The sequence below is a fragment of the Alloyangia pacifica genome, from assembly GCF_003111685.1.
Lineage (GTDB): Bacteria > Pseudomonadota > Alphaproteobacteria > Rhodobacterales > Rhodobacteraceae > Salipiger > Salipiger pacificus_A.
On record NZ_CP022192.1, the window covers coordinates 118603 to 132633 of the forward strand.

Consider the following 14031-nt stretch of genomic DNA (forward strand, 5'->3'; position numbering starts at 1 on the left):
TCTGTTCGGGGGGAGCGCCGCTCAGGTCGTGGCGAAGCGCTGGAAACGGTCGGATCCGCCGCCGCCGAAAAGCTCGGCCGGGCTGCCCTCGCAGTCGATCTGTCCCTCGTGCAGGAAGACGACGCGGTTCGAGACGTCGCGGGCAAAGCCCATCTCGTGGGTGACGACGAGCATGGTGCGGCCTTCTTCTGCGAGGCCGCGCATCACCCGCAGCACCTCGCCCACCAACTCGGGGTCGAGCGCCGAGGTTGGCTCGTCGAAGAGCATCACGTCGGGGTGCATGGCGAGCGCGCGGGCGATCGCGGCGCGCTGCTGCTGGCCGCCCGAGAGCTGCGCGGGATAGGCGTCGCGCTTGGCGGCGATGCCGACCTTGTCGAGGAAGGCCAGCGCCTCGTCCTTCGCCTCGTCCTTCGAGCGGCCGAGCACGTGGATCGGCGCCTCCATGACGTTCTCGAGCACGGTCTTGTGCGACCAGAGATTGAACGACTGGAACACCATGCCGACGCGAGCGCGCAGTCTTTGCACCCTCGCCGGATCGACGGGCTTTGCCCGTCCGGCGCGGTCGGTGACCAGCTCGATGCGCTCGTCGCCGATCCAGACCTCGCCGCCCGTGGGCGTCTCGAGCAGGTTGATGCAGCGCAGCATGGTGGATTTGCCCGAGCCCGAGGAGCCGACGATCGAGACGACCTCGCCCCGGCGCGCCTCGAGATCGACGCCGCGCAGCACCTCGTTCGCGCCGAAGGATTTGCGCAGGCCGCGCAGGCGGATGGCGGGAGAGGTCATGGCTTGGCTCCTGTCAGGCGGGTGTCGGGGGCTGGCTTGCCCGTGGCGACCGGGCGCAGATGCGCGGTCAGCCGGTGGTCGGCGAAGGCCACGATGCGGGTCAGCACGAAGTTGATGGCGAGGTAGATCGCCCCGGCGGCGGCGAAGACCTCGATCACCCGGTAGGTGTCCGAGATCAGCTTGGCGGCGAGGCCGGTGATCTCCATCAGCGTGATCATCGAGGCCAGCGAGGTCGCCTTGCACAGCAGGATCAGCTCGTTGCCATAGGCGGGCAGGGCCTGTCGCACCGCCTGCGGCAGGACGATCCGGCGGAAGGCCAGCCAGGGCGACATGCCGCAGGCCATGGCCGCCTCGCGCTGGCCGTGGCTGACCGACTGCAGCCCGCCGCGCACGATCTCGGAGCCATAGGCGCCGGTGTTGAGCGACAGCGCGAGGATGGCGCACCAGAAGGGCTCGCGCAGCACCGGCCAGAGAAAGCTGCTGCGCACCGCCTCGAACTGGCCGAGCCCATAGTAGATGAGGAACATCTGCACGAGGAGCGGCGTGCCGCGGAAGACGAAGACGTAGAATTTCGCCGCCTGCTGCAGGGCGCGCGGCCCCCAGAGCCGGGCGGCGGCAATGGCGATGGCGATGACCACGCCGATCGCGACCGAGAGTGTGGCCAGCAGCAGCGTCAGCGGGATGCCGGCAGAGAGCGTCCGGACGGTCTGCCAGAGGAAGGGAAAGTCCATCGTGTTACCTCTGCAGGCCGCGGTTGAAGTGCCGCTCGGCGCGGCCGAGGATCAGCCCCGAGCCCCAGGTCACAACGAGGAAGAGCACCGCCGCGGCGAAGAAGAAGTAGAAGGGCTGGCGGGTCGACCCGGCGCCGATCTGCGCCTGCCGCAGCAGCTCGACGACCCCGGTGACCGAGACCAGCGCGCTTTCCTTGAGGGTGATCTGCCAGACGTTGCCCATCCCGGGCAGCGCGTGGCGCGCGGTCAGCGGCAGCACGATGCGGCGGAACAGCGTGCTGCGCGACATGCCGATGGCGCTGGCGGCCTCGATCTCGCCGGGGTTCACCGCCCGGTAGGCGCCGCGGAACACCTCGGCATGCTGCGCCGCCGATACCACGCCGATCGCCATGGCGCCCGCCGCGAACCCGGGCAGGTCGACGAAGCCCTCGTAGCCGAAGCCGCGCATGAGCTTGGTCAGCATCATCGAGCCGCCGAAGTAGAACAGGTAGATCACCAGCAGGTCGGGAATGCCGCGCAGCACGGTGGTGTAGGTTCCGGCGATCCCCCGCAGCACCGGGCCGCCGCGCAGCTTGGCCCAGGCCAGCAGCGCGCCGAGCGTGCCGCCGATCAGGTAGCCGGTGCCGGCGACGGCAAGGGTCATCAGCGTCGCCTGCAGCAGGGCAGGGGCCCAGCCATCGGGGCCGAAGCTCATCAGGTCGAAGAATCCGGGGCGGTCCATGGTCTGCTCTCGCTTGGGGGTCAGGCCGGAACCGGCAGGTCCGGGGCGACGTCATCGGGCAGCGGGTTGACGAAGGGCCGCCCGTCGCGGCGGCGCTCGAAGTCCGCTCTGGCGGCGGCAAGCTGCGCCGGGTCCTCGAAGACCGCCTTGGCGGTGGCGGCCATCACCTTTGCGGCGTGAACCATGCCCTTGTGGGCGATGCCAGACTGTCCCTGCGCCACCAGCTGCCAGGAGTGCCCGGGCGTGCCGATGGCATAGGTCGCGCCGCGCACCTGCACGGTGGGCACGACCCAGCTCACCGTGCCGACATCGGTCGAGCCGACGCCTCCGCCCTGTCCCTGGGTGAGCGGCGGGATGAAATCGCAGAGCGGCAGATCCATCCGCGGCGCCACGCCGAAGCGCTTGAAGGCGGCGCGGATTTCCTCGGGGGTGAGGGTCTTGCGGATCGCCTCGGCAAAGCGGCGGTCCTCGGCGTCGAAGGCGGGCGGGCCGAGCCGTTCGAGCTGGGCGTGCATGAGCACTTCGAGGGGCGTGTTGCCGATCAGGTTGGCATCGCCCGAGAGCACCCGGTTGCGCACCGTCGTGCCGGTCATCAGCGCCGCGCCCTCGGCCACCTTGCGGACCCGTTCGACCAGCGGCAGCAGCTCGTCGAGCTCGCGCGCGCGGATCAGGTAGCGCACCGCCGCATAGGGCTGCACGACGTTGGGCGCATGGCCGCCGGCGTCGGTGATCGCGTAGTGGATGCGGGCCGAGTCGACCATGTGCTCGCGCAGGAAGTTCACGCCGACATTCATCAGCTCGACCGCGTCGAGCGCCGAGCGCCCCAGTTCCGGCGCGGCGGCAGCATGCGCGGAGCGGCCCTCGAATTCAAAGAGGATTTCGTTGCAGGCCAGCGAGATCGGGGTGTTGACTGCGGCGAGCGGCGCGGGGTGCCAGCAGATCGCCACATCGACGTCGTCGAAGAGCCCTTCGCGCACCATGAAGCCCTTGCCCGAGCCGCCCTCCTCGGCGGGGCAGCCGTAGTAGCGCACCCGCCCGGGGCGGCCGGTCTCCTCGAGCCAGCCCTTCAGCGCAGCGGCGGCCAGCATCGAACCCGCGCCAAGCACGTTGTGGCCGCAGCCATGCCCCGGTGCGCCGGTCTGCAACGGCATCTTCTCGGCCACGCCCGCCCGCTGGCTGAGCCCCGGCAGCGCGTCATATTCACCGAGGATGGCGATCACCGGCCCGCCGTCTCCGGCCTCTCCCATCACCGCGGTCGGCAGCCCGGCGACGCCGCGGGTGACCCGGAAGCCCTCGGCCTCGAGCATCTCGGCGTGTTCGGCGCAGGAGCGGTGCTCGGCGAAATTGGTCTCCGGCATGTCCCACACCCGGTCCGACAAGGCGCAGAACGCCGCCTCCCGCGCGTCCACCTGGGGCCAGATGCTGTCGGTGTTGCTGGCGGTCATTTTGATTGCCCTCACGGTTCTGCCTGATATTGGCTGCAGTATTGGTGCCAATTTTGGTAACATTGCAAGATCGAAGTTTGGGCAGTTTGAAAACAGCCGCTGCCCGGAGGACTTCGGGGCCGGCGACGAAACGATTCCTTTGCCGCGGGGCATGGTCTAGAACCGGGAGAAGGGACAGGGACAAGAAATGTCAGAAGACGCCGAGAAGATCATCGAACGCCTGGCGCAGGATCTGCGCGCGGGACGGTTCACGCCGGGTTCATGGCTCAAGCAAGTGGATTTGCAGAAGCGCTACGGGGTTGGCCGCGCGCCGGTGCGCAAGGCGCTGGAGGCGCTCGCCGGGCGGCGGCTGATCCGGCATGAGAAAAATCGGGGGTATTCGGTTCACCCGGCTGATACCGAGGAGGCGGATCAGGTTCTCGATATCCGCGTCGCCATCGAGACCGGCTTTGCCGAGGCGATCTGCCGCAATGCCGCCGAGGCCGACATCGCCGACCTCGGGCGTCTGGCCGCGGAGTTCGAGAAGATCGCGATCAATGGTCCGTTTCACCTGCTTTACGACGCCAATCTCGCGTTTCACGGCGCCCTGCTGGGCTGTGCGCGCAACCCGGCGATGGTGGCTCTGGTCGCCGATCTTCGGATGCGCACCTCGCCGGCCCCAGCCTCGCAATGGTTGGATCGCTCTCGAATCGAACGCTCGGCCCAGGAGCATTTCGACATGGTCGAGGCGGTCAGAGCGGGCGATGGCGCAGGGCTGGCGCGGTTGATCCGCGACCATATCCTGCAGCGCGCCGACTGAGGCGCGAACACGACAGGGCCCGGAGCAGCGGTGACCGCTCCGGGCCCTGCGGGATCTTGGGTCGAAGCGATGAAACCTGCCCCGCTCCGGGTGTCTTGCCGGGCGTTCAGGCGGCGCGCGACTGCGACCGGCCGCGCGGCGCGATCGACGAGACCAAGACGCTGAGCCGCATGACCTCGTAAAAATCCCGATCCCCCAGAATCTCGCGTGGCGAGCGGTTTTCCAGCGCGCGCTGCGGCGCATTCAAAAAGGCCTTTTCGAGGTCGGTCGCCCCGAGCTTGAGGCGCACCAATTTCCGCAACGAGCGGACCGTATCAAAATCGACAGTCATGAAATCACCTCCCTTGCACAGGCACCTCCACCGTACCCGCGCTGCACAACTTTAATATGACTGTCGCGCCTGTCACGCTGCGGCGCGGCGCCGCAGCGGCCTTGTGAGCGAAGCTCTGCCGGGCGCCGGGAGGGTACAGAATTGTCTCACAGCATCAGACGTTTGACCGTTAGCGCTCTCGGCGTCCGCGTGCCGATAGCGCCGGTGGAGAGGTCCCTTCAGGTCACAATTCCCGCATCCTTTAGGTTGTTTATCTCCGTCTCCACCGCCGCGGCGAACGCCAGGCCGACCGACCCCAGCGGGCGATCGTGGGGCACGAACTGGGCGATGTCCCAGGTGATTGCCGGAATCAGCCGATGCGAGGAGACTCTCTCCAGGTCGATGAGCTGATTGGCCACCGGGTCGACGATCGCCACCCCGACGCCGCGCTCGACCAGCCGGACCACGCTGTGCAGGGTGCGCAGCTCGGCGGCGATGGTCCGGTGCACGTTGATCGTATCCATCATGTGGTCCACGCGCTGCCGCAGCGGGCTGCCCTGCGCAAGGTCGATGAACCACTCCTTGCGCAGCCGGGGCAGGGGGATCTCGTCAAGCTCGCCAAGCGCGTGTCCCTTCGGCAGCAGGCAATGCGCCTCGCAATGGGCAAGCGGGCGGGATTCGGCACCGAAGGCCTCGGCGTTGAGCGTGATGCCGAAGGCCAGGTCGCAGCGCTGTTCGCTGATCATCCGCAGCATCTCGGCCATGCCGACGTCGACGATTTGCACCGTGGCCTGCGGATGGGTGACGCGGAAGGCGCGCAGCGCGTCGAGCAGGAAGGTGTCGCAGAAGATCGGCTGCGCTGCGATCACCAGATGGCCGACCTCGCCGTTGGCAATGGCGAGGGCCTCCTGTTCGAGCCCGCGCAGCCCGGCAAGGTGGCGCACCACGGTCTGGTGAAAGCGAAAGGCCTCGGGCGTCGGCGCAAGTCGGTTGCGCTTGCGCCGAAAGAGGGCGAATCCGACTTTTTCCTCCAGAGATGCCAGAAGGCGGCTCACCAAGGGCTGGCTTGCCGCGAGATCTTCCGCCGCCATCTTGACGCCGCCAAGGCGCATGTAGGCGTCAAATGCTTCTAATTCCCGTGTCTTGAACATAAACCGCTCCCTCAGTATGCAATTTATGCAAGTTGCGGTGTACTATTGTCAACTTCCGCATACTGTGAATGGTGCACCACATCCAACAGTCCGGCCCGGCCGGAAAAGATGTGAGGTAATCATGAAGAAAATTCTCGGAAGCATCGCTCTGGCGGTGATCGCTGCAACCGGCCCCGCAGCTGCGCAGGACTATCCCGATCAGGCGGTGACGCTGGTCGTCCCCTACGGTCCCGGCGGCGCTTCGGACCTTGCCGGCCGTGCGCTGGCGGAAACCGCGCAGCCCTTCCTCGGCCAGCCGGTGACGGTGATGAACAAGCCCGGTGCCGGCGGCATGAACGGGGCGCGCTCGGTCTCCGAAGCCGAGCCGGACGGCTACACGCTGCTGCTGGCCCGCGTCGGCATGGCGCTCTCGCCAGCCGTGACCCCCGGCAATGCCGTGGAGTGGGACGCCTACACCTTCCTCGGCGCGCTGGAAGCCACGCCGATGATCCTCGCGGTGCGCGGTGACGCGCCCTACAACAGCGTCGAAGAGCTGGTGGCGGCGATCAAGGACAGCGACGGTCGCATGACCTATGCCGCCTCGGGCGCGACCGCGATCGACGGCTTCACCACGCAGGCGCTGCTGGCCGACAACGATCTCGACCCGCTGACCGCCGCGACGCTGGTGCCCTACAAGGGCGGCGGCGAGCTCGCCACCGCGCTGCTCGGCGGCCACGTCGATTTCGTCGCCATGGCATCCGCCTCGCTGATGCCGCACATCAAGAGCGGCGACATGAAGGCGCTGATGGTCTTCGCACCCAAGCGCATGGGCGATCTGCCCGAGGTCGCCACCGCGGCCGAGCTCGGCTACGAGAAGGCCGGCCAGATCGCAGGGTGGAGCGCGCTCTACGGTCCCAAGAACCTGCCCGAGGACGTGGTTGCCAAGTGGCATGAGGTGCTGGGCAAGGTCGCGACCGACGAGACATGGCTTGACCTCGCGGCACGCCGCGGCTCGATCTCGACCATCGGCGACGTCGACATGACCGATTACGCCAAGAGCCAGTACGAGCTGTTCCACGGGCTCGCGCAGGACTTCGGCTACCTGTCGAACTGAGCGCCAAGCGCTCCGGGTGGCGCCGAGGCGCCGCCCGCCCGACTGCCTGAACCCTGGTGCGGTCCCGATCTTGCGGGCCGCACCGCGCCCCGCCCCAGCCCAGACCGGGGCCTCCTCATCTTTCCGGAGCGTCGCCATGCCCAAGCCCGTCCTGCGGGGGCTGATCATTGTCGCCTTCTTCGCGCTGTCCGCCTTCGTTCTCGTTCCCCTCTACGTGCCGCGCCCGGCCTTCATCCCGGGCTTCGCCCCGCCACCGGACATGTGGCCGCGCACCGTCTCGCTTGCCGGCATCCTGCTTGGCGCGCTGGCGCTGCTCTTTGCCTTCACACGCGACGCGCCCGCCGAGGAGCCGGTCGAGACCGACGGCAGTTCCAAGGCCCGGATGAGCGCGCGTTTCGCCGGGCTGATGCTGGCCTTCGTGCTCTTCCTCGTGGCGATACCGCTGCTCGGCTTCCTGGTCTCGTCGGTGCTGCTCACGCTCTGCATCGTGCTGATGACCGGCGAGCGCGGCCATCATGTCTGGATCGCGCTGCTGGCCTTCGGCGGGCCGATCCTGCTGCAGATGTTCTTCCATTCCGCGCTCGGCACGCAGTTTCCCAAGGGCGTGCTGACGAAGCCCTTCGGCTTCTGATCGGAGATACCCATGCTCAATGAAATCCTCTCCGCGCTGGTCGCCGTGGCGACGCTGCAGAACCTGCTGATCATGATCGCTGGCATCTGGGGCGGCGTCATCGTCGGCGCGATCCCCGGGATGACCGGCACGATGGCGGTCACGCTCGCGCTGCCCTTCACCTTCTACATGGAGCCGGTGCCCTCGATCCTTCTGCTGGTCGCGCTCTACAAGGGGTCGACCTACGGCGGCTCGGTCTCGGCGATCCTGATCAAGACCCCGGGCACCGCCTCGGCGGCCTGCACCGCGCTCGACGGCTACCCGCTGGCGCAGCAGGGCAAGGCCGGCAAGGCGCTGAACATGGCGCTCTATTCCTCGGTGATCGGCGACTTCATCTCGAACCTCTCGCTGATCTTTTTCGCCGCGCCGCTCGCCGTGCTGGCACTGCGCATCGGCCCGCCCGAGTTCTTCATGCTGATGCTCTTCGCGCTGACCACCGTGGCGGGCGTGTCGGGCAGTTCGCTGCTGCTGGGGCTCGTCTCGGCGGCGCTGGGTCTGCTGCTGGCGACCGTGGGCGAGGACATGTACGGCTCGTTCCGCTTTGCCTTCACCCCCGACATGCAGGCGGGCCTGTCGATCGCGCCGGTGCTGATCGGCCTCTTCGCGCTGCCCGAGCTGATCAAGCTGGTGGTGATGCGCGCGGCCAAGAAGGAAGAGGCGGCGACGCTCGGCGCGCAGCACGTCACGCGCGAGGAGTTCATGGGCTCGCTGAAGACCATCCTCAAGGGCTCGGTGATCGGTTCGGTGCTCGGGGCGATCCCCGGCATCGGCCCGTCGTCGGCGGCCTTCTTCTCCTACGGCGAGGCGCAGCGCAGCTCGAAGAAGGGCACCAACTTCGGCAAGGGCGAGCTCGAAGGGATCGCCGCCTCGGAATCGGCCAACAACGGCGCCTGCGGCGCGACGATGATCCCGCTGCTGGCGCTTGGCGTGCCGGGCGACGTGATCACCGGTGTCATGCTGGGCGCCTTCATGATCCAGGGTCTCACCCCCGGTCCGCTGCTGTTCCAGACCAACATCCACGAGGTCTACATGCTGCTGATCGGCATGCTGGTCTCCTCGGTGCTGCTGTTCTTCGCCGGCAAGGTGACCATGCGCATGTTCTCCAAGGTCTCGCACATCCCGCAGACCCTGCTGACGCCGCTGGTGCTGCTGCTGTGCATCTTCGGCATCTACTCGATTGCCTCGAGCACCTTCGATGTGGCCGTGCTGCTCATCATGGGCGTGGTGGGCTTCGGGATGTTCCTGCTGAATATTCCGGCGGCTCCCTTCCTCATCGCCTTCATCCTGGGGCCGATGCTCGAGGAAAACCTGCGCCGGGCGCTGGCGATCTCGCGCGGCGACATCTCGGTGCTACTCTCCTCGCCGATCACCTGGATCTTCGCGGTCCTCATCTTGTTCGTGCTGACCATCACGGTGCGGCGGGAAATCCAGAAGACAAAGACAGAAAGACGAGTTGCGCAATGAGCCTGAACAGCGAGAGCCTGCCGGATGCCGAGGCGCGCATCGCGCGCGCGGCAGAGCACCTGGCCGACCTGATCGCCTTCGACACGGTGTCCCGCAACGGCAACCGGCCGCTCATCGACCACATGGCGGCCTATTTCCAAGGTCTCGGCGGGCGGATCACTCTGCTGCCCGACGAGACCGGCGAGAAGGCCAACCTCGTCGCCGCCTTCGGACCCGAGGACGTCGCGGGGCTGGTCTGGTCGGGGCACACCGACGTGGTCCCGGCAGATGAGCCCGAGTGGCAGAGCGACCCGTTCAAGGCCGAGATCCGGGATGGCCGGCTTTACGGTCGCGGGGCCTGCGACATGAAGGGCTTTGCCGCCTGCGCCATGTCGGTCGCCCCGGCGCTGGCGCAGGCCCGGCTCACCCGGCCGGTGTACATGTGCTTTTCCTACGACGAGGAGGTGGGCTGCCTTGGCGCCCCGGCGATCGCGCGGCACCTTGCGGCGCTGCCGGTGCCGCCCGAGTTCGCGATCATCGGTGAGCCGTCGATGATGGAGTTGGTCACCGGCCAGAAGGGCAAGATCGCCATGCGCGCGCATGTCACGGGCACCTCGGGGCATTCCTCTTTCGTGCCCGAGCATGTCAACGCCATCGAATACGCCGCCCGGGCGATCGCGCTGATCTCGGCGCGGGGCAGGCGCTACGAGACCGAGGGGCCGTTCGATCCCGATTTCACCGTGCCGCATGCGACCATGCTGGCGACGATGATCGACGGCGGGGTCGCCACCAACGTGACCCCCGACAGCTGCAGCTTCACCTTCGAGCTGCGCTCGATCGCCGACATGGATCCCGAGGCCGACATGGCCGAGCTGCTGGCACAGATCGAGGCCGAGGTTTGCACCGAGATGGCCGCCAAGACCCCCGGCACCGGCATCACCTTCGAGCGGATCTTCTCCTACCCGCCGATGGGCGAGGCTCGCAACACGGCGGGCTATGCCCGCTATGCGCGGCTGATGCCCGAGAGCTGGGCGGGCAAGGTGTCCTATGGCTCCGAGGGGGGCATCTTCGAGCAGGTCGGCGGCATCCCGTCGGTGATCGTCGGGCCGGGCTCGATCGAGCAGGCGCACAAGCCCAACGAGTTCGTCGATCTCGACCAGCTCGCCGCCTGCGTGACGTTCCTCGACGGCATCGTCGCCGAGCTTTCCGGCGGCGCTGACTGAGCCTTCGGCGGACCGGGCGCTTGTCCGGTCCGCCGCTCGGGCGGCACGCCGTGGTCTCTCTGCGGCTAGTGTCCCGCGCGTGCCCGCAGCGGCGCGAGCGCCCGGTTCTCGACCCGGATCCGCCAGCTCAGCATGGCGGCGTTGAGCATGGAGAAGAGCACCGCGACCCATGTCAGCCCAAGCACCATGGGCGCGGCGATGATCTCGGCCACGACGAGCATGTAGTTGGGATGCGAGAAATATCTGAACGGTCCGCGCGTCACGAGCGGCGCGTCGACGACGATGATGCGCGTCGTCCAGCGCGGCCCGAGGCTGGCGAGAATCCAGACGCGCAGCACTTGCAGCACCACGAAGACGCCGAGCCAGAAGTGGCCGACCTGCCGGTCATGGCCGAACACCACAAGGCAGAAGACCCAGGCGGCATGCATGAGCACCATCACCGGGTAGTGGCCTTGGCCGACCTCGACGCCGCCCTTCGCGAGAAGGCGGGTCGTGTTCCTCCGGGCGAGCACGAGCTCGCCCAGCCGTTGCAGGACGATGAAGCCGAGAAAGAGCGCCGTTGCTTGTTCCATCACGCGGCCTCTGCGCCGACGCTGAGCGGCTGGAAGGAGGCGGTGAACCCCGGCCCAAGGGCGCAGGCCATCATCTGTCCCGTGCGGCCCGCGTCCAGCACCGCCTTGAGCACGAACAGCACCGTTGGGGCGGACATGTTGCCGGCGCGGCGCAGGACCTCGCGCTCGGCGTCGAGCGCGCCCTGTTCGATGTGCAGGGCGCCTTCCAGTGCCTCGATGACCTTCGCGCCGCCGGGGTGGCAGACGTAGCGCGTGATCGGTGTCTCGACGAGGCGCACCGCCTCCTGCGCCGCGGCGCCGAACTCGCTGCTGATGAACGCCGGGATCGAGCGGTCGAAGATCACGCCGAAGCCCGTTTCGTCCACGTCCCACCCCATGATCCCGAGCGTCTCGGGCCAGGTCTTCTGGTGCGGGGCGCCGAGGCGGACGCTCGGTATGTCCATGGGCCTGCTGTCGGACAGGCAGGCCGCGGCGGCGCCGTCGCCGAAGAGCACCGCGGCGATGATGTCGGCCTTCTGCAGGCGATCCGCACGGAAGGCGAGCGAACAGGTCTCGACGACGACCAGCAGCACCTTGGCTCCGGGCCGTCCCGCCGCGAGAAGGCCGGCCGTTGCCAGCCCCGAAACGCCGCCCGCGCATCCGAGCCCGAAGATCGGCACGCGCAGCACCGTGTCGCGAAACCCCATCTCGGTCAACGCTTGCGCCTCGAGCGAGGGCGTCGCGATGCCGGTCGAACAGACGGTGACGACGACATCCACCTCGGCGCTTTGCCATCCGGCTTGGCTGAGCGCCGCGCGCGCAGCGTCCACGAAGAGCGCCTTGGCCCCCGCCGCGAAGGCCTGGGCGCGATCTGACCAGCCGTGTGGCTCCGCGAACCAGTCGAGCGGCACGACCGAGTGGCGGGTGTCGATCCCGGCGGTGTCGAAGCTTTTGGAAATTCGTTTAAAATCCGTGTAGACGCCCCCGAAGATTTCCGCCGCGCGGGCGCGGACCTCGGATTGATGCAGGCAATGTCCCGGGAGGGCTGTCGAAAGTCCGTGCAGGTATGCGCTCATTCGTGCTCTTTCGCTGAAGGCGGCCTCCGAGGAATGCGGCGCGTTACCAGCCCTCCGCGCGGCAGTCGGGTCACAACACGATTCCCGTCGCTTCGTTCCGCAGCCTCTGCCCGCGCGTCATTGCCGGGGAGACTCGCAGGCCCGGGTCATTGCTGGATGAGCGGTCTATCCCGAAGGCGATCTTGGCGCTGATCGGCGAAATACCCCGGTCCGTCGGAACCCGCCACGATCTTCCGAGTTCAGCTAAGCGGAGGATGGTTTCCCCTCCGGCGACTTCCCCTCCAGCGAGCAAAGATTGCGCATGGCTTTCGAGACTCCTCTCCGTCCCACCGCGCGTGGCAACAGGCCGGTGTGCAGGTCCCCCCGGGGCACGGCAGTCCGCCCCCGCGAAACGCATCGGGTCGCGATCGTTGGCGCGGGTCCGACCGCCGTCTACACGCTTGCAGCGCTGCTGCGCGAGGCGCCGTCGCGGCTGCATGTCGACATCTTCGAAAAGGGTCCCGCCGCGGGCCCCGGCATGCCCTACAACGCCGAGATGAATGCACCGTCGATGCTCTCGAACATCGCGAGCCGCGAGCTGCCGCCGGTGGCCGTGTCGCTCAACGATTGGCTTCGCGGCCTCGATCGCTCCGACCTCGCGCGGCTCGCGCTCCGCGAGGAAGACATCGGCGAGGACGCCTTCTATCCCCGGCTCGCGCTCGGCGCCTATTTCACCGCGCAGATGGCGGAGCTGGTCGCCCGCGGCCGGCGCGGCGGGCACCTGATCGAGCTTCACCTGCACCACACGGTCGAGGACATTCGCCCGCGCCTGACGGGCATCGAGGTCACCTGGCACAGCCCCGCCGGCATGGCGAAGGCAGAATATTCAGACGTGGTGCTCGCCACCGGCCACCGCTGGCCGGATACGGTCTCTGACGGCGGGGTGCAGCTTCAGTCGGCCTGGCCGGCGGAGAAGCTGGGGCGGCTGCCGCAGCGCAGGATCGGTGTGCTGGGCACGTCCCTGTCCGCGATTGACGTCGCGGTGACCGTCGCCTCGGCGCGGGGTCGTTTTGTCGACGCAGAGGGAGGCCTCGCCTATAGCCTGGACGAGGGGCAGACCGACTTTCTGATCAGCCTCATGTCGCGCAAGGGCCTGCTGCCGGAGGCGGACTATTGGTATCCGCTGCCCCTGCCGGAGCTGCCAAGGCTGGCCGCCTGCGGGATGGCGGAGAGGCCGCTGCTCGAGCGGGCGTATCAGGCGTTTCTCGCCGACCTCGACGAGGCCGACGGGGATTGGCTGGACCGCCTCGGGGGGCGCGAGATCGGGCGGGAGGAGTTCAGGGCGGCCTATTTCTCTGAACGTCTTGCGGTGGATCCGTTTGACTGGGCGGAGCAAAACCTCAAGCAGGCCGAGGAGAGCGTGACGGCGCAGCGCCCGACGCCCTGGCGCAGCGCGCTGCTGAGGGCGCACGAGCTTTTCGAGACGCTGATACCACGGTTCACGGAAGCCGAGGTCGAGGCGTTTCATGCCACGCTGAAGCCGGTCTTCACCGACTGCTACGCCTGCGTTCCCCATTTCTCGGTCAAGCGCCTGCTGGCGCTGCGCAAGGCGGGGGTGCTCGAGGTGGTCCGTCTGGGCGACCACAGCCGGATCGCCCAGCATCGGACCGGGCTCTGCGTGACGGGGGATCAGCTGGAGACCGAGGTCGAGATCCTCATCGACGCGCGCGGTCAGCGCGCTCTGAAATTCTCGGACCTGGGGTTCCCGTCGCTCGCCCGCGCCGACCTTCTTGCCCGGCCGCTGCGGTTCGAGGATCTGCTCCTGCCGCTCGGCGCGGCCTCGGCGGGCCGCGTCCACTGCCTCGCGCTGCCGGTGCTGCTGCGTCGGCGTCCCTTCGTGCAAGGGCTCGTGAACGCCTGGGAGATGGGCAGCACAACCGCCAATGTGATCGCCGAGGCCATGGGAGATCGCGCCACGGCCTAGGGCGGAAGTCGGACGTTGGGACAGCGCGCTACACCGCCACCGCGCGTGTAATCCAGTTTATGTGAAAATCGT

Annotated in this window: 14 protein-coding genes; 6 read left to right on the plus strand and 8 right to left on the minus strand. The window is 67.9% G+C overall.

All coding sequences use genetic code 11. The features are described from left to right. Nucleotides 1–21: 21 nt before the first annotated feature. Genes CEW88_RS22060 through CEW88_RS22075 form a run of 4 tightly spaced genes read right to left on the minus strand, consistent with a single transcriptional unit; the run spans nt 22 to nt 3680 of the window. Entirely contained in the window at nt 22–783 is a 762-nt protein-coding gene (locus tag CEW88_RS22060) for an ABC transporter ATP-binding protein (protein WP_108970536.1), read from the minus strand. Beyond that, nucleotides 780–1514: an ABC transporter permease gene (locus CEW88_RS22065; RefSeq protein WP_108970537.1), complete on the minus strand. Its 735-nt coding sequence runs from the start codon at nt 1512–1514 to the stop codon at nt 780–782. Before CEW88_RS22065 ends, CEW88_RS22060 begins: the two co-directional genes overlap by 4 nt. Nucleotides 1515–1518: 4 nt before the next feature. Next, nucleotides 1519–2235: an ABC transporter permease gene (locus CEW88_RS22070; RefSeq protein ID WP_095881749.1), complete on the minus strand. Its 717-nt coding sequence runs from the start codon at nt 2233–2235 to the stop codon at nt 1519–1521. Nucleotides 2236–2255: 20 nt separating this feature from the next. Beyond that, nucleotides 2256–3680, minus strand: a complete 1425-nt coding sequence (locus CEW88_RS22075) for a M20 family metallopeptidase (RefSeq protein ID WP_108970538.1) — start codon at nt 3678–3680, stop codon at nt 2256–2258. A gap of 187 nt (nt 3681–3867) precedes the next feature. Here CEW88_RS22075 and CEW88_RS22080 point away from each other — a divergent pair, with 187 nt between their 5' ends. Then, nucleotides 3868–4479 carry a GntR family transcriptional regulator gene (locus CEW88_RS22080; RefSeq protein WP_108970539.1) on the plus strand — a complete coding sequence of 204 codons (612 nt, stop codon included), beginning with the start codon at nt 3868–3870 and terminating at the stop codon, nt 4477–4479. Nucleotides 4480–4585: 106 nt separating this feature from the next. Here the strand turns inward: CEW88_RS22080 and CEW88_RS22085 are convergent, their stop codons facing one another. Together CEW88_RS22085 and CEW88_RS22090 are read right to left on the minus strand one after the other, a co-directional pair. Further along, complete coding sequence (locus CEW88_RS22085) at nt 4586–4810, minus strand: hypothetical protein (protein ID WP_108970540.1); 225 nt, start codon at nt 4808–4810, stop codon at nt 4586–4588. Between the two features lie 218 nt (nt 4811–5028). Continuing rightward, nucleotides 5029–5940, minus strand: a complete 912-nt coding sequence (locus CEW88_RS22090; RefSeq protein ID WP_108970541.1) for a LysR substrate-binding domain-containing protein — start codon at nt 5938–5940, stop codon at nt 5029–5031. Between the two features lie 121 nt (nt 5941–6061). On the opposite strand from CEW88_RS22090, the gene CEW88_RS22095 reads away from it, so the two are divergent. The 4 genes from CEW88_RS22095 (at nt 6062) to argE (ending at nt 10369) form a co-directional block, all read left to right on the plus strand. Then, on the plus strand, nt 6062–7033 hold the full coding sequence (locus CEW88_RS22095; protein ID WP_108970542.1) for a Bug family tripartite tricarboxylate transporter substrate binding protein: 972 nt from the start codon (nt 6062–6064) through the stop codon (nt 7031–7033). Between the two features lie 136 nt (nt 7034–7169). Continuing rightward, entirely contained in the window at nt 7170–7664 is a 495-nt protein-coding gene (locus tag CEW88_RS22100) for a tripartite tricarboxylate transporter TctB family protein (protein WP_108970543.1), read from the plus strand. 12 nt (nt 7665–7676) lie between these two features. Continuing rightward, nucleotides 7677–9167, plus strand: a complete 1491-nt coding sequence (locus CEW88_RS22105; RefSeq protein WP_108970544.1) for a tripartite tricarboxylate transporter permease — start codon at nt 7677–7679, stop codon at nt 9165–9167. Next, nucleotides 9164–10369 (plus strand): acetylornithine deacetylase, encoded by a 1206-nt coding sequence (argE, locus tag CEW88_RS22110; RefSeq protein ID WP_108970545.1) that lies wholly within the window; start codon nt 9164–9166, stop codon nt 10367–10369. Before CEW88_RS22105 ends, argE begins: the two co-directional genes overlap by 4 nt. 65 nt (nt 10370–10434) lie before the next feature. Here the strand turns inward: argE and CEW88_RS22115 are convergent, their stop codons facing one another. Together CEW88_RS22115 and CEW88_RS22120 are read right to left on the minus strand one after the other, a co-directional pair. Next, nucleotides 10435–10941: an isoprenylcysteine carboxyl methyltransferase family protein gene (locus tag CEW88_RS22115; protein ID WP_108970546.1), complete on the minus strand. Its 507-nt coding sequence runs from the start codon at nt 10939–10941 to the stop codon at nt 10435–10437. Next, on the minus strand, nt 10941–11996 hold the full coding sequence (locus CEW88_RS22120; protein ID WP_108970547.1) for a type III polyketide synthase: 1056 nt from the start codon (nt 11994–11996) through the stop codon (nt 10941–10943). Before CEW88_RS22120 ends, CEW88_RS22115 begins: the two co-directional genes overlap by 1 nt. A gap of 349 nt (nt 11997–12345) precedes the next feature. On the opposite strand from CEW88_RS22120, the gene CEW88_RS22125 reads away from it, so the two are divergent. Then, nucleotides 12346–13959, plus strand: a complete 1614-nt coding sequence (locus CEW88_RS22125; protein ID WP_159099702.1) for an FAD/NAD(P)-binding protein — start codon at nt 12346–12348, stop codon at nt 13957–13959. The last annotated feature ends 72 nt before the right edge of the window (nt 13960–14031 follow it).